This is a genomic window from Bacteroidota bacterium (genome assembly GCA_030706745.1).
Taxonomy (GTDB): Bacteria; Bacteroidota; Ignavibacteria; order Palsa-1295; family Palsa-1295; genus PALSA-1295.
In genome coordinates, this window is record JAUZNX010000007.1 from 1 (window position 1) to 15770 (window position 15770).

The window sequence follows — 15770 nt, forward strand, 5'->3', positions numbered from 1 at the left end:
CTCCGGAACAGGGTCGATAATGCATCTAACAGTATCGCCGCTAAGGAACGGTGAAGTTCACCACGCTTCTGCTACACTCCGTCTGTTGCGGTTTATATACCGTAACAAAGGCTGCTACAGAATGTGAGCAGTATACAAGGAGCGCAATATTCGTAGCCCCCGGCGTGAGCCGGGGGTAACAAATTGCAAATGTGCACCAAGCTCCAGCGGAGCGACATATTCTTGGGCGCGCAATGTGTCGCACCTACGGCGCTCGAATCCCAAAATCAAAACGCAAACCCCCGGCTCACGCCGGGGGCTACAAATATCTCGCCCCTGACGGGGCCGCCCCAACCGGGGCTGGGTTGCGCCGCTTCGCGGATTTGATCGCTTCACAACTTCGCGGCACGCCCCTCAATCAATCATCACCACGCCGATCTTCTTCAGATAATAATCTCTCCAGACCGCTCCATTCGAATATCCAACGATGAGCGAGTCGGCGGTTTCCGTCATGACGGAAATCCACTCATGCGTATTGTAGCGGGAGTCGCTGGTGTTGAAAGTCCAGCCCTTCGTGCCTTGCAAGAGATGGAGTGTGTCCGTTGAACCATTGCCATCATTCATCGTAACTCGCAGTTCGGCCCGTGACGGGTTATTGGCTTCGAACCATAATGCCGTAGCCGGATAGTCGGACGTAATCCCGCCATCGTTACCATTGTGTGCATGTCCGACGCAGGTCATACCAGGGTCAGGCGCGGGGGGCTGGGTCGGCGTCCGCTTACACGCCGCACCCAAAAATGCCAGCGCGCCAATCGTTGCCAGAATAAATGAACGAGGGGTATACTTCATGGTCGTTTACAATTTAAGGTTACACAATCATCCACAGCGGCGATGGGCCGCTGTTCTGTAAATACAGTACAGTCACAATCGGTTGCCCACGCGCCACGACCTCACACCGGCGAGGTGCAGAACTTGCACTTCTTCGCCGCCGCCGGAATCTTCTCTAAACATTCAGGACAATCCTTCATGGCCGGTTCATTCTTCTTCGGCAGGAGCGCCTTCGTGATTAGAAAGACGATGTAGGAAATGATAACGAAATCGAGCGCGGTGCCAGCGAGATCGCCATACTTGATCGCAGTGATCGTCTCTTTGCCCGCCGCATCGGTCGCGTGTTTGAGTACGAGTTGCGCTTCGCGCCAGTCGCCCGCCGGTAGGATGAGGGTGATGATGGGCATCAGCAAATCGGAGACGACGCCGGTCACGAGCTTGCCCGTTGCCGCGCCAATGATAACACCAATTGCCAGTGCCAGTGCGTTGCTCTGTGTGAGAAATTCCTTGAATTGTTTAATCATTGTTCTTTGGGAGGTTACTTCTGCTGCATTGCGGAAACTGGTACGATCTTCGTCGCGCTCGTCGTGTGCTGCACGTAATGCGGCAGCGATTGAACGTTCGTGGTAAACACTTCGGCGCGGTAGCGATCGCTCCACTCGCCGTAGCGGGTGGCTTGCACGAGTCGTCCTTTCGTATCGCGCAGGAAACCCTGATCGGCCTCGATAAACGCGTTGATCGCCGGGTCCCACTGCCGAACGCGCAGCTTCTCGTAGGAGACGAAGTATCCCTCGAAATGCGCGTCCTGATACGCGATGGAGTAGATCGCGCCGATCTCCGGATTGATCGCCGCTAACTGATAGCGCCCGCTGGCGACTTCATCGGTGTGCGAGTGTTTCGTCGCCTCATCGAGTATCACTTGCTGACCGATGAGCGCGCCGTTCGGCGCAATCTGATACGTCAGGCACCGTGCTTCATCGATGCGATCGGGATCGCGCACGGTGAAAATCAGCATCGGCAATCGCGAGGCGCCGAAGTGTCCGCAATAGAAGCTTTCCTTCGTGCCATTGGCAAGCACGGGGAAAATCGTCTCACCGCGCACAGTGTCGCGTGAGGTACGCCATGTTTTGATGCGCACTTCGATGCGGCCATCGCCCAGTTCGGTCAGCGCGACTCGGCCCTTGAAGGATTTCAGGTGCACGGTGCGCTCGTAGCTCGGCCGCTTCGCCGGCGCCGCAAGTGATGCAATGGACGCGCAGAACAGGATGCAGGAAACTGCGAGAATCTTCATAGTCATATTCCTTAGCCTGCTAATATCGCTAATTTGGCGCGCAAAGTCAAGCGGTGTGGCGAAAACGCGCCAAAATCGTCAATCCTGCAGCACCGGCAGCGATGTCAGTATTCCGCTGGCACCCATCTGCACGTCCAGACGCGCGGTGTTCAGCGCGGCTGCAGGGTACTCGCCTTGCCCATACTCCGCGATGATGTCGTAAAGCGTTGTTCGCTCGGCGGGCGTGTAGCCGGCCGAGCGGATGAGATCGACCATCTCGCGCACGGAGGTCGTGTGGACGAAATTCGCGGAGGCATGGACGTTCTCCTCTTCGAGCACGCCGCCGAAATCATCGGCGCCGAAAGCGAGCGCGATTTGCCCGATCTTCTTCCCTTCCGAGAACCAACTCCCCTGAATGTGATCGAAGTTATCCAAGAAGATTCGTGCGATCGCGATCATTTGCAGATAGCGCGTGCCGGTCGCGTATGTCGGGATAATCTTTTCGAGCGGCGTATTGCCCGGCTTGAAGCTCCACGGCACGAACGCGGTGAAGCCGCCATACTCATCCTGCAAATCACGAATGACCGCGAGGTGCTCGATGATATCTTCGTCTTTCTCCAGGTGGCCGTACATCATTGTCGCGGTAGACTTATAGCCGAGCTTGTGGGCCTCCCGCATGACCGATAGCCAATCGGCGCTCGTGCCTTTGCGGTTCGAGATTTTCTTCTTCACGCGGTCGCTCAGAATTTCCGCACCGCCGCCGGGGATGCTATTCAATCCCGCTTCCCAAAGCTTCGCAAGTACTTCAGGAATCGAAAGTCCCGAAACTTCACCCATCCCAATAATCTCGCTGGTCGAGAAGCAATGCGGATGTATCTCTGGCACTTCTTGCCGAGTGCGCCGGACCATCTCCAAATAATACTCGAATGGAATCGCAGGATTCACGCCGCCTTGGAGCAGCACTGTCCGCACGCCACGCTTTGCAGCGGCTTTGAAGCGCGCGATCATGTCATCGACCGAATGCGTGTAGGTATCGGCATCGCCCTCGTGCCGATAGAACGCGCAGAAGATGCAGTCGATGTTGCAGATGTTCGTGTAGTTCGGGTTCGAATCGATCACGAAGGTGACACGACGTTTCGGGTTCTTGCGGTACCGCACGGTCTCCGCCAGCTCGGCTAGATCGAGCAGTGACGCATTTTGCAGCAGCCAGAGGCCTTCCTCACGGCTAAGGCGAGCGTTATCACTTACCGATCTGCGAATTGTTTCAAACATGATTAATTGATGTAGGTGAACAAACGGTTAGATCGCGATCTCCACAGCCGCAACCAATATGACCCCGCTTTGCGGCGGTCAGTGCTTCTATCGCTTCCGGAATCAACCAAAATAAAAATGCAAGAGAGACCACACTATCAACCCACCACCACCCGGTCACGGCATTTGCAGCGAGACCGGCTAAGAGCGCTCCCGCCATGTATCCGCATGTTAAGGAACAGGCGGCATCGGCCCTGAGTGCGCTACTGTTCAGCTCTTTGGCGAGTGTCTTCTTTTTCACACTCAAGAGAGGCATCCCAACCACGGCAGCGATCGAAACAGCGATACCGATCGCGGAAGTCTCCATTGCACGAGCATTCACCAAGCCGTAAATCGACTCGACGATGATGTAAACGCACAGAGCAAGAAGAGCGTAAGCACTCACCCAGGCAGCAATGCGCTCAGCGTGATTGACTTGTTCCTCCGATCCATGCCGGCGCTCCAGGATCAACCTCCAGAGCAAGATTGCAGCAGAGATGAGTTCGATGAAACTATCCGCCCCAAACGCAACAAGCGCAGTGCTGCACACCGCAATACCCGACGCAATGGATGCGACTGCTTCGACGACCATCCAACCAATCGTGATCTGCTCGATTCGAATGGCGGAAGCAAGCGGATTGCGTTTAGTCACGAATTTGGCCTGCGTATTCATCCTTCAACGTAGAACGCATCTCCATCTTCCCCAGGCTCTCATATTCCATCTCGAACTCCGCCATGGCTGCGTGCTCATCGATCGAGAAGCGGTAGCGGAATTGCGAGAGATAATCGGATACTTCGGAGACACTCATGCCGAGTCGCGCGCCGTGCTCACGGCCCAGTTCGCCGTAATTGCCGGCGGCGTTCTGAAGCGAACGTTCGAGCGAATCGATGATCTCAGTTCTGGCGGCCTCCGGCGTCCCTTTACGAATCGCCCAGACGGCGAAGACGAACGGCATCGCCTTCCACGCACACCACTCTTCAGCAAGATCGAACACTCCGTCGAATCCCGGAAGTCCCCCACCGTAGGCGCTGCTGAGCGCGCCGTCTCCAATCAGAAGTACAGCATCGAAATCCGAATCACTCTGATAGATTCTGTTAATTCTCTGGAATGTATAGTCAGTGATGCCATGCCGCTTCTCCAACAGAAGCCGAAGTAACTCGACGCTGGTGGAAGTCTCCGAGGTGATGCCGATTCGCTTTCCGGCTAAGTCCTTCCAATCGTACTTGCTGAAGAGCAGCACCGAATTCGCTTTGCCTTTGACGGCCACGCCATAATCCAATCGCTCGAAGTCATCGCTCATCGACATATAGTCTCTTAGCGACATCGGTCCTGCGGCGACACTCCCCTGCTTCGCCAGTTGACCAAATGCATGCGGCGCAAGCGGAGCGAGCTTCACATTGTTGGAGTATCCTGAAAAGCCATTGTAAAACGGCACGGAGTTCAGGTACGGCATTTTGCTTACGACCGACCACTCCTGCTTCGGATAAATCTCGATGGGATTGTACCACACATCGCGCTCGACCGGAAGCTTGCCCGCTTCGTGAATGATCGAAATCAACTTGCCTTTTGCAAGCTCCATCGGACTGATCGCGCCGGCATCGTGCGCGATGCGCTCCTCGCCGACCGTGCCGTCCATATCGTCCGCGCCGAAGTTCAGCGCAATCGTCGCGACTTCCGCCGTGAGCATCACCCAGTAGGCTTTGATGTGCGGGACATTGTCAAGCATGAGGCGCGAGACGGCGATCGTCTTCAGGTCGTCGATCGCGCTCGTAAAATCATTGCGTGTCTTGATGCCTGTATTGCCCGGCTGGAACGCGAGCGGAATAAAAGCGAGAAATCCGTTCGTCTCGTCCTGACACTCGCGGACGCGCAGCATGTGCTCGATGCGCTCTTCCATCGTCTCGATGTGTCCGTATAGCATCGTCACGTTGGAGAGAATGCCCATGCGGTGCGCGGTCTTGTGAACCTCGAACCAGGTCTTCGCGCCAATCTTCTGCTTGAACAGCTCTTTGCGGACGCGCTCGGAAAACACTTCTGCGCCGCCGCCAGGCATCGTCCGAAGTCCGGCTTCCTGCAACTCGCGTAGCACCTGCTCGTGCGACTTCTTGAACTTTTTCGCAAAATAATCGATCTCCACCGCCGTGAACGCTTTCACGTCCACGTTCGGGAATTGCGTCTTGATCGTCCGGACCATATCGAGATAAAACTCCCACGGCCATTTGGGATGCAGACCAGCGGTGATATGGACTTCGTGCAAATCGGGACGAAGCTTCGAGAGCATCTCTGTGAGCGTCATCTCGTAAGCTTCCGGCGAGTCCGCTCGAACGGCGAAATCGCAAAACTTGCAGGAGAGCACGCACACGTTGGTCGGCTCGAGCTTCCGGTTGAGCACGAAATAGACGGAGTCTCCCGATTTCGCGCGCGCAACTTCGTTGGCCATCCGGCCAACGCCGATGAGGTCATCCGAGGCGTAGAGCGCGAGGCCATCTTCTTTCGTCAGCCGCTCGCCGGAGCGGACTTTATCCCAAATGGGGACTAATGCTTGGTCGCGGAACGTGAAGGTTTGCGAAGAATTCATTCAGGCTTTTCTTGAATATCCATTGAGCGAGCGGCTAAACACCTCCGAGGATGCTTGCGCTCCGGGGAAAGCATACCGGTTGCCCCCAATTCATTCGCACTCTACTGCCCGCATCCGGTAATATTTCTGTCAATGGAAGGTAAGAATATTGACCAAAAATTCTTCCGATAACGCCCAACTTCGGTCACAATCATCCGAATTTGACGGGGCTTACATTTGGCTGCGAATGACTGCCTATGAAACCTGCTGGTATTCTCTCATCGACACCGGCCAAGCTCGCCGCGGCGCTTGGCCTTGTGAGCCTGTATACGTTTGGCCTACGGCCTCGAATGGTCCGGTGGGGAGCGACCCCGGAAGAGATCGACGAGCCCTTTCCGGGCGCCAATATCATTCCGGGTGGCACGCGGAGCGGGACGATGGCGATTACGATCGATGCGCCACCACCGAACGTCTGGGCGTACTTGGTACAAATGGGGGTGGACCGTGGCGGCTGGTATAGTTGGGACAATCTCGATAACTGGGGACGCACCAGCACGGACCACGTCCATCCGGAATGGCAAGAGGTCAAATTGGGCGATCGTTTCTACTCTATGCCGGACAAGAGCCAATGGTGGGAAGTGGCGGCGCTCGAACCCGAACACTTTCTCGGCTTGCGCGTAGCGATCGATCTCCATGGACACTGGTTCGATCCGAACGGCAAGAAGCCGGAGCATTACACCGATTCGATCTGGGGCTTTTTGCTGAAGCCGCTGCCCGGCAACCGCACGCGGCTTATCGTAAGTGGCTATTGGGACCTCCAACCGAAGTGGCTCCAGTTGCCAGCAAGTTTCTTCCTTCTCGAACCTTCACACTGGATCATGCAGATGCGACAGTTCACAAAACTGAAGCACCTTGCCGAAGCCGACTATCACGCCGAACTCGAGCAACGCAGCGGACACACCGCTCTGCGAACTTTGCGCCGAAGATCCAAGGTCAGTGGAACCTTGGAGCAACGCAGAAGACAGGGCGAATCTTCCTCTATAGGTCAACCATGGCAACCACAACTGTAGATTACGTCCGAGTCATGCATCCGGCACCAGCGTCAGGTGCTCAGTCGAAGTGGCAGCGGATCACCCTGGTAAGCGTTCTTGGTTACGAGGCCTTAGGATGTTTGGTGGGAGGCAGCTTTCTTGTCGCGGCACCGGAGGGCTCACTCATGGACATGCCGGTTAGCATTATGCACGGCACCTTCCCCGATTTCCTCATCCCCGGCATGATCCTCTTTGCACTGGGACTGCTGAACGCCGCCGCGTTTTTCGCAGTCTTTCGAAGATCCCACGCCGATTGGCTGATGGCTGGCCTTGCATTGGGCGGCCTCACGATCTGGTTCTGGGTCGAGATTGCCATACTGCTTGAGCTTCACTGGTTGCATGCCATGTGGGGTCTGCCAGTCCTGCTCGGCGGTTTGGTCGCAATCCCTCTTTTACCGGATCGTGAGGAAACACTTCGCAAGGGATTCCTGATTGGCGGCATTCTCGCATCGTTGCTGTATGTCGCAATTAACATTATCGTAGCATTGCAGTGGCCCACCTACAATTCCGCTTCACAAACGGTAAGCGAACTCTCTGCGGTCAACGCTCCGACTCGAACACTCTGGCTGGTGCTGAGCACACCTTATACATTCCTGATGATGGCATTTGGCTGGGGCGTTTGGCAATCGGCACGAGGAAGCAGACCGTTGCGCATCGCGGGCGATCTATTGCTGGCCTATGCCGCGTTGGGGCTCTTATGGCCGCTTGCACCGATGCACCTACGCGAAACGTTGGCAGCAGGTGGAGCGACATTCTCCGATACCCTGCACCTTACCCTTGGGGCAGTAACCGAGGTCCTCTACTTATGCGCGCTCGGTTTCGCGGCAAAGGCACTCGGCAAATCGTTTCGAGTCTATTCCCTCGCGACATTCGTGGTGCTTCTTGTCTTCGGCATCCTCACATTTTTGGATGCACCGGGCCTCAGCACAAATCAACCCACGCCGATGATTGGAGTATGGGAACGCATCAATATCGGCGTCTTCTTGCTCTGGGTCGTGGTGCTGGCGATCGAGCTCTTGCCACTTCAAAATACTGCAGCCTCAAAGTAACCCCGCGATAGAAACGATTCGAAAGAGATTTGTCATGGCAATGCCGTGACTTATCTTGTCAACCTGTGTTTGATTTTTGATGTATTTTTGTGCCATTCACAATTGACCAGAGGTTGCCCCTTTTATCAGCCATCATGACTCTCATGAGCAAATGTCTTGTAATGATACGTCTTCTTGCGCTCAGTCTCGTAATCTATGGGCTTCAGCCAGGCAGCGCCAGCGCCCAACAGCCGCCGCTGATCTGGCAAAATGACACGGTATTCCGTTCCGTAGTCGGACGGGTGATCCAAACCGGAGTCGGGTTTAAGAATGCCTCGAATACACGAGAACTGCAAATCAAGGACATGTACTTTGAGCATCAGGCCGACAGTGTATTTATTGTTGACGAGCATTATAGCACCAAGCCGTTCACTCTGCCCGCAAACTCCGTCAGTGGTGCTAGTATTCGGTTCAAATCGCCAGCATACGCCACGACTGTGCATGACAACCTTATCGCGCTCTGTGCATATACCGATGATCCGAGCAATGTAATGACTCTTAAGCGAGCGTATGTGGGCACGACCACCACCGATAGCTCCTCGGATAGCAACCGCGCGTGCGTCTACGGTCACGATTGCAACAGCATGTTCCCGATCAATCCGGGCGATACTTCATACGGGCTGTTGTGCTATGAACTGGAATACCTTCCTCGAGACACGGTCTATATCACGAGCATCGAGTTTGTCGGTCGTGATGCTGCTTCGTTCCATCTTGTGAATCCGACGTTCCCGAAGTCCGGCACTATGTTCCAAACACCCGTAGGGCGAATCAGCCAGCCCTACGTCTTCAGCCCGGTGCGCCTGACAGGTCCAAAGCGCTATATTGCGACGGCGATCGCAAAAATGTACTCGTCGGACGGCATTCTCTGTCATGAGTCGGACATTGACGTAATGGGATACCTTGCAACTGCTGGGCAGGATACTTCTGTCCTGGATCTCTTCCGTTCGGATTCGCTGCCGGTTCATTTCAGCAAGGACTCGACCACTCGCTGGCATCAAGTCCTCTTCATCAATAATTCTCCTTCCACGATCAAAATTGACAGCGCGTATATGGGTTCGGGGGACTGTTTCGAAATCGACGAGTCTTATCCTCCATACGGCACGCAAATCCATCAGGGCGAAGCGTTCTCGGCAAACTTTTACTTCCGTGGTGACTCGACTTCCGCCGGCTGGGATTGCAGGGACACATTGTTTATTATTACGGAGAACGCGCTTCAAGCGCTCAGCTTCCCATTGCATAACATATTCCGGTCGCAGGCAACAGTGGGCACTGCTCCGGCTCCACTCCAATTGTCATTGATTCCGAACCCTTCGAATGGATCAGTCGATATCCAGACTGGCACTGATGGAATCGGCACCCACATCGAGATCTACGACATTCTCGGCAATCTCGTGGCATCACGCAGCACTGCACAATGGCACTGGATGGGTATCGCCGCTGATGGAAGCTCCGTACCAAATGGGACATACATCGTCCGAATCAGTAATGGGGCCACCGGCAATGCTGCCTCCCGACGCTTATTGATAAACCGATAACGAAGATCGCATCGCCAACTTCATATCTACCCAAATTAATACGATCACTCTGATTATGATGAAACGCCTTCTCGCATTCTGCGCTCTATTTCTCGCGCTTCAAATCGTTACCGTGCGCGCCCAAATGCCGATCGCATGGCAGGGAGATACTATCTTCCACTCCGTGGTGGGCCGGACGGTCCATAGTGGAGTGTCCTATCAGAATTTATCCTGGAAGCGGTATTTGCACGTCGTCAACGTGTACTTCGTGAATCAGGCGGACAGCATCTTCTTCGTCAATCCTCCGTTCCAGGGGCCACCATATATCCTTCCGCCCCAGTCATGGGGTTCCACGGGGTTCGTGTTCAAAGCTCCAAAGGCCGACACCACCGTTTACGATACGCTCGTTACGGCATTTGCCTATACGGACGACAGCACAAATGTGGTGCAAGTGAAGCGCCTCTGTGTCGGGACCGCGACAACCGACAGCTCCTCCGACAGCAATCGCGTGTGCCTCTATGGACACGATTGTGTCATGCTCCAGCCAGTCTCGTTCGGTGATACTGCGTTCGGCGAACTCTGTTATGAAGTAGACTACGTCCCGATGGATACGATTCATATCATGAGCATCGAGATCACCGGACGTGATGCGGCATCCTTTCATTTGATTGATACCACGATGCCCAAATCCTCCGCTTACTTTGGGAGAATTAGTGAACCCTATTATTTCTCACCGGTCCGCCGGACGGGAGTGAAGCGTTATGAAGCGACCGCGGTCACCAAGGTCTATTCTTCGGATGGCATTCTCTGCCATGAGTGCGATGTTCCTCTGACCGGCTATACTGTCATGCAACGACAAGACAGCCTGCCGGTCAATCTGTTCGGCTCGGATACATTAGCACTTCACTTCAGTGCGGACTCGACGGTCTTTTACCACGTACTTGAATTTCGAAATAATTCCAGCGTCCCGGTCAAGCTCGATACCGCCTATATGAACCCCGGCACGTGCTTCGCGATAGATGGCGGATCTCCTCCCTTTGGGACAAGGCTTCAGCCAGGCGATCTCTATAATGTTGACGTCCACTATTGCGGCGACTCCACCGCGGCCGGTTGGGATTGCTCGGACACCATGTTTATCGTTGCCGAGAACGCGCTGCAAGTCCTCTCCTTCCCCATGACCCATCTCCTGCCGGCCGCTGGAGTACGCCTCCCACCAACTCCGCTGCAGTTATCGCTGAGTCCAAATCCTTCGACTGGTTCTGTCGATATTCAAACCGGCTCCGATGGAATCGACACCCGCATCGAGATCTATGATATTCTCGGTAACCTTGTGGCGTCACATACCGGCACTAGCTGGCATTGGACGGCGGTCGACCGGATCGGCAGTCCCATTCCGAATGGCAGCTATATCGTTCGAATCAGCGAGGCCTCTTCTGGCAGAATCTCCTCCCAACGTTTGCTAATCGCTCGGTAGTGGCCTATTGAGCGATTGGCTGTTCCCCCTCCTTTTCAAGGAGAGGCAGGCGGCTTTGACATTCGTGATGAAGAGAAACTATGCAAACGGTTTCTGGTACAGCGCATGAATTCTTGTAGGATAAGGCTAAAATGGATTTAGCTTGCTAACACAAGAAAAGGAGCTTTACTATGAGACGCGCTATTTTCACGATCATTACGTTCGTGATGTTGCTGGCGGTTGGCACCTCGAATGCCGATGCCAAACGACATCACCACCGAAAATACCATCGAGTCGCTGCGAGGGTTGTCACGCGACCATCTCGTTCGCACGGAGTGAACCTCAACGGTAACGTCGGCGTCGGCGTCGGGCCCATTCACGTTGGTGCTGGCGCGGGTGGCGGCGTGCAAGTCCATGAGCGGACCATTCCGCCGGACTTGTTAAATCAATCTGATCCACCTCCAAGTCCAACCACAGCCTTTCTGTGCCCATCGCTCGATACCGCACAATGCAATGTACCCGTGCCTGGAACCACGACCAGTGCATTTGTGCCTTCCGGAGCGCCCCAATCAATAGCAGCAGTTGAGATACCCTCCAATTATTTCTATTATGCCTCGGTGGTCTATGCACCGCCGAAGGCAGTTACCGTCGGCGGGTTTTCGGTGCCCGTGACGGGTGATCCGCTATACTTTAGTTTATTCAAGCACCGTCATGGCGAGGCGCCACCAACGCACAATCATAAAGGCGAGGACGCGACCGCGGCCTTTGGCGCAAGCCCTCGACCCGGTGGATTGCCGGAAAGCATCAGCAGCTCGGTCTATTCTGTTGCTCCGAAGGAACAGTAACGATAATTCTTAACAACCCACTACCATGAGTCCCATGAGATCGATATCTCATGGGACTCATCGTTTATTAAACTACCAACTTATTGTCGGTGAACTGTGGTCGCCGAAGCCTGCGCGGTCGGGAAGATAACGATCTCCGCAATCTGCACATGGGGAGGGCGCGTCGCACACCAGAGGATGGTATCGGCGATGTCCGAAGCCTGCAATGGCTCGAAGCCTTTGTATACTGTCGATGCGCGTTCAGTATCGCCGTGGAATCGGACTTCCGAAAATTCCGTCTCGACAAGTCCCGGATCGATTGTCGTCACCCGCAGCGGAGTATCGACGACGTCCAATCGCAAACCTTTTGTGATGGCATCGACCGCATGCTTCGAAGCGCAGTAGACGTTCCCCTTCTGATAGACTTCATGTCCCGCGATCGAACCGATATTGATAATGTGCCCGTGTTTGCGCTCGATCATGCCCGGCATGACCTTACGCGTCACATAGAGTAAGCCCTTCACGTTCGTATCGAGCATCTCTTCCCAATCCTCGATCGATCCTTCGTGCAACTTATCGAGTCCGCGCGAAAGTCCCGCATTGTTGACGAGAATGTCAATGTGCCTCCACTCTTCCGGCAGCGCATCGAGCGCCTGGTCCACCGCCTTGCGATCGCGAACGTCGAGTTCGAACACATGAATCTTCGCTTCGGGATGAACGCGATAGAGATGGGCCTTCAGCTCTTTGAGCCGGTCGATCCGCCGCGCGCACAGCAGCAGCGAGGCGCTCTCGGCGGCGAATGCAGTGGCCGTAGCCTGACCGATCCCGGAGGAGGCGCCGGTGATAAATACAGTTTTGCTTTGAAGCTTGGTTGGAGTCACGATCTTTTCCGGTTATTTGGACAGCGCAAACATTGGACCGTCACGACAAATTCAACGTGCTAAATATTATTTGCAGCATCAGGGTCGTGACAGATCAGGATGCGAAGCGGTCCCAATTGAGAGACAAGAGATCGGCCGCGTAATATCTTAGGAAGCGGAGAGATCATTCCTTAGTGCGCGACCAAAAAGCGCATCGTAACAACCTTGTCCCGAGTCTGAGCCTCGAGTAGATAGAGTCCGTCAGGCACCAAGGAAGCGTCGAATACGAGGTCTGAGCTGACATCGCGAAACTCCTTCACGCGAGTGCCGAGAATATTGCGAATAGTAATCTGATCGAACCGCATCCCATGCAGTGCAATCGTCGCGGCATCCGAACACGGATTTGGATAAATCGAAACTGGAGAGACCTTGGTAGGCGCAAACTCCACATCTTGCTCAGGAGCGTTCACGCCATCGCCTTCCAGAAGCAACATTGTTGAATCACCCCTCAGTGGGTCGAAAAGAAATGTGGTGTCGACATAATGTCCGGGTTGTTTCGGTTGAAAACGGGCGAAGCCTTCGTGATCATGATCCATAACACAATATCCACCCACCGGTCCTGTCCCAGCAAACATCGGCTCTATCGAATCATCTGCATAAAAAGGAGCTCTTACGTTGAGAATCTTGAGGTACCGGTAACGACTCCCGAGTGAATCGATGAAGATGTGCCGCGAGAGGCTTTGCGATGCGATGCTGGCCGTGTCTACTTGGCCGAAACTTAGTAGTGTGGTATCACTGCGGGCTCGTCCCACAATTTTCGGATCATAGACATACCCGAATATCATGAAGTAACCATACAACCCCGACGGTTGCACGATCACGCCATTTGGCATTCCAGTGCATGGCGGCTGCACCCAGTCCTTCAAATTTACAGATATCCGTATGTGTGCTTGCGTCGGAAACCTCCCTCCCCAGCACATCACACTGCTCGGATCGGCCGTTATGCCTGATGAACCTTCAAAGTTGAAGTTCATTACCGAGTCAGAATAAACAGTGAAGTTTGTTCCGAAGCTCAAAACTCCTGAATTGGCCGGAGCTGCGAAGAAGACCGACTCTGGTGAAAATCCCCCATACCAATGTTGAGCCTCGACGCGAAGCGGAATCACGGTGAGGAGAGCCAAAACTACCCATGTCGCGCGCGATGTCATACCACAAAGATACGAAAGCTCGACGAATAGCGCAAGGTCATTTCGCAGTGCCCCAGAGTGGAGGTATGCGCTGTTGACTCTTACGTCTTCACGGTCTCCTTCTTCTCCTGCCAACTTGCCCAATACTCTTTCCATTCGGCGGCTTCCGCGGCGGGTGCGATCTTCAAAGGATGCTTGGCGTCGAGCATCATTGCGTACTCGTTCGTGCGCGTGATATTCGGGTTTGCCTTCAGCGCCTTCGGGTGCGGACCGTGATGAATGCCCTGCGGGTGCAGCGTCATCATCGCCGCCTTAATGTTATCACGCGAAAAGAAATCGCCATCGTGATAGAATAGCACCTCATCGTAATCTGTGTTGCGGTGGTAGAACGGCACACGCAGCGTATCCGGATCTTCTTCGAGCGGGCGCGGCAGGAACGAGCAGATCACGAAGTTCTCCGCAAGGAATGTGGTGTGCGCACTCGGTGGGAGGTGTACGCGCGGCGACATCACTGGCCGGATGTCGCGCATATTGATCTTAAAGACCGTGAGGTCACCCTTCCAGCCAACGAGATCGATCGGATGAAACGGATAGAAGACCGAGGTGTATTCGCCCAGCCGCTTAATTCGAAGTTCGTACTCTTTGCCGTTCGTCTCCGGCTTCTTCTCGTACGGGATGAAATCCGGGATGGTGATGGCCGACATATCGTAAAGCGCGTGCATCCCGATCAGTCCTTTTTGCTCAGGCGTGGGCGGCAGAATTTCCGAATGCGCTTCGACCACGACAATGAAATTCTCTTTCGTCTCCGGCACGAATCGATAGGTCGTGGCACGCGGAATCGCAATGTAATCACCGCGCTCATAGCCGATCACGCCGAAGTCCGTCTCGATCGTGCCGTGACCCTGATGAACAAAGAACAGCTCGTCACCATCGGCATTGCGCGAGTAATATGGCGCAGCCTCCGCGCGGCGACTAATGGAGAGGATCAGATCGTCATTATACAGGACCGGCTCCGGCACCCCACGCGCGTCCCGCATATCCGAAGGCTCGACTTTGTCGAGATAAAATGCGTGGGGACGCAGGTTGCCTTCGATCCGTGTCCAACCCGTCGGCGGGTGCGTGTGATACAAATGCGAGACGCGGCCAAAAAAACCCTCGCGTCCGTGCTCTTCCTCGAATGTCCCCTCCGGCAGCGCGACGTGCGCCTGCCTGGTCGCCTTCCCTTTTACAATTGGCCAGTTCATGTTTGTTCTCCGATGATGACAGAGAAAAAGTGTGAGCGGGTTGCTTTAATTCCTTTGGCCTCTGCCGAATCTAAGATTAAGCACGGTTCGTTAAGGTCACATGCCTTCGTTATCCACCTCTCTGCGCGATTTGATAAGCCCGGATGAACCTCTCATCACCGCTCTCTCGAATGCGGCGGCACTGCTCTATACCTCACTCGATCGTATGAACTGGTGCGGGTTCTATCTTTTCAATGGCGAGCAGTTGGTGCTGGGACCATTTGGCGGCAAACCCGCTTGCACGGTGATTCCAATGGGGAAAGGTGTGTGCGGCACGGCCGCCATGGAGCGAAGAATCATTCGTGTTGCTGATGTCAACGAGTTTCCCGGTCACATTGCGTGCGATCCGGCATCGCAATCGGAAATCGTGCTGCCGATCATTCTTTCCGATGGCCGGCTCTTCGGCGTGCTGGATATCGACGCACCGATGAAGAACAGATTTGGGGGACCTGACGAGCGCGAACTCGCTTCCGTCATTGCCGTATTGACTGAGAAGATCGAGCTGATTGCCAAACGCACCGGTGATCTCTGGCGCATGATTTAGC

At 54.7% G+C, this 15770-nt stretch carries 15 protein-coding genes and 1 pseudogene; 6 read left to right on the forward strand and 10 right to left on the reverse strand.

What is annotated here, in order from left to right:
• Positions 1-393: 393 nt before the first annotated feature.
• From Q8902_09325 to mqnE, 7 genes and pseudogenes are all read right to left on the reverse strand, one after another.
• Entirely contained in the window at positions 394-828 is a 435-nt protein-coding gene (locus Q8902_09325; GenBank protein ID MDP4199760.1) for a hypothetical protein, read from the reverse strand.
• A 101-nt stretch (positions 829-929) separates the two neighbouring features.
• Positions 930-1331 (reverse strand): large conductance mechanosensitive channel protein MscL, encoded by a 402-nt coding sequence (gene mscL, locus Q8902_09330; GenBank protein ID MDP4199761.1) that lies wholly within the window; start codon positions 1329-1331, stop codon positions 930-932.
• A gap of 14 nt (positions 1332-1345) precedes the next feature.
• Positions 1346-2098, reverse strand: a complete 753-nt coding sequence (locus Q8902_09335; GenBank protein MDP4199762.1) for a hypothetical protein — start codon at positions 2096-2098, stop codon at positions 1346-1348.
• 78 nt (positions 2099-2176) lie between these two features.
• Positions 2177-3349 carry a cyclic dehypoxanthinyl futalosine synthase gene (gene mqnC / locus Q8902_09340; GenBank protein MDP4199763.1) on the reverse strand — a complete coding sequence of 391 codons (1173 nt, stop codon included), beginning with the start codon at positions 3347-3349 and terminating at the stop codon, positions 2177-2179.
• Positions 3342-4019, reverse strand: a complete 678-nt coding sequence (locus Q8902_09345) for a cation transporter (GenBank protein ID MDP4199764.1) — start codon at positions 4017-4019, stop codon at positions 3342-3344. Before Q8902_09345 ends, mqnC begins: the two co-directional genes overlap by 8 nt.
• A complete protein-coding gene (locus Q8902_09350) occupies positions 4012-4821 on the reverse strand; it encodes an MqnA/MqnD/SBP family protein (GenBank protein ID MDP4199765.1) in 810 nt (269 codons plus the stop codon). Before Q8902_09350 ends, Q8902_09345 begins: the two co-directional genes overlap by 8 nt.
• A 30-nt stretch (positions 4822-4851) precedes the next feature.
• A pseudogene (gene mqnE, locus Q8902_09355) lies at positions 4852-5946 on the reverse strand (aminofutalosine synthase MqnE).
• 236 nt (positions 5947-6182) lie between these two features.
• Here mqnE and Q8902_09360 point away from each other — a divergent pair.
• The 5 genes from Q8902_09360 to Q8902_09380 all read left to right on the forward strand — a co-directional run bounded on the left by Q8902_09360 (position 6183) and on the right by Q8902_09380 (position 11916).
• The gene (locus Q8902_09360) at positions 6183-6995 is read left to right on the forward strand and encodes a hypothetical protein (GenBank protein ID MDP4199766.1); all 813 of its coding nucleotides are present in this window, start codon (positions 6183-6185) and stop codon (positions 6993-6995) included.
• Positions 6977-8065 (forward strand): DUF998 domain-containing protein, encoded by a 1089-nt coding sequence (locus tag Q8902_09365; protein MDP4199767.1) that lies wholly within the window; start codon positions 6977-6979, stop codon positions 8063-8065. Before Q8902_09360 ends, Q8902_09365 begins: the two co-directional genes overlap by 19 nt.
• 161 nt (positions 8066-8226) lie before the next feature.
• Positions 8227-9639 carry a T9SS type A sorting domain-containing protein gene (locus Q8902_09370; GenBank protein ID MDP4199768.1) on the forward strand — a complete coding sequence of 471 codons (1413 nt, stop codon included), beginning with the start codon at positions 8227-8229 and terminating at the stop codon, positions 9637-9639.
• A gap of 55 nt (positions 9640-9694) precedes the next feature.
• The gene (locus tag Q8902_09375) at positions 9695-11092 is read left to right on the forward strand and encodes a T9SS type A sorting domain-containing protein (GenBank protein MDP4199769.1); all 1398 of its coding nucleotides are present in this window, start codon (positions 9695-9697) and stop codon (positions 11090-11092) included.
• A 170-nt stretch (positions 11093-11262) separates the two neighbouring features.
• Positions 11263-11916, forward strand: a complete 654-nt coding sequence (locus Q8902_09380; protein MDP4199770.1) for a hypothetical protein — start codon at positions 11263-11265, stop codon at positions 11914-11916.
• Between the two features lie 80 nt (positions 11917-11996).
• Here Q8902_09380 and Q8902_09385 read toward each other — a convergent pair whose 3' ends face one another.
• The 3 genes from Q8902_09385 to Q8902_09395 form a co-directional block, all read right to left on the reverse strand.
• Positions 11997-12776 carry an SDR family oxidoreductase gene (locus tag Q8902_09385; protein ID MDP4199771.1) on the reverse strand — a complete coding sequence of 260 codons (780 nt, stop codon included), beginning with the start codon at positions 12774-12776 and terminating at the stop codon, positions 11997-11999.
• A 170-nt stretch (positions 12777-12946) separates the two neighbouring features.
• Positions 12947-14098, reverse strand: a complete 1152-nt coding sequence (locus Q8902_09390) for a T9SS type A sorting domain-containing protein (protein MDP4199772.1) — start codon at positions 14096-14098, stop codon at positions 12947-12949.
• Positions 14044-15186 (reverse strand): homogentisate 1,2-dioxygenase, encoded by a 1143-nt coding sequence (locus Q8902_09395; protein ID MDP4199773.1) that lies wholly within the window; start codon positions 15184-15186, stop codon positions 14044-14046. The genes Q8902_09390 and Q8902_09395 overlap by 55 nt, the downstream gene beginning before the upstream one ends.
• A 100-nt stretch (positions 15187-15286) precedes the next feature.
• Here Q8902_09395 and Q8902_09400 point away from each other — a divergent pair, with 100 nt between their 5' ends.
• A complete protein-coding gene (locus Q8902_09400) occupies positions 15287-15769 on the forward strand; it encodes a GAF domain-containing protein (protein ID MDP4199774.1) in 483 nt (160 codons plus the stop codon).
• The last annotated feature ends 1 nt before the right edge of the window (position 15770 follow it).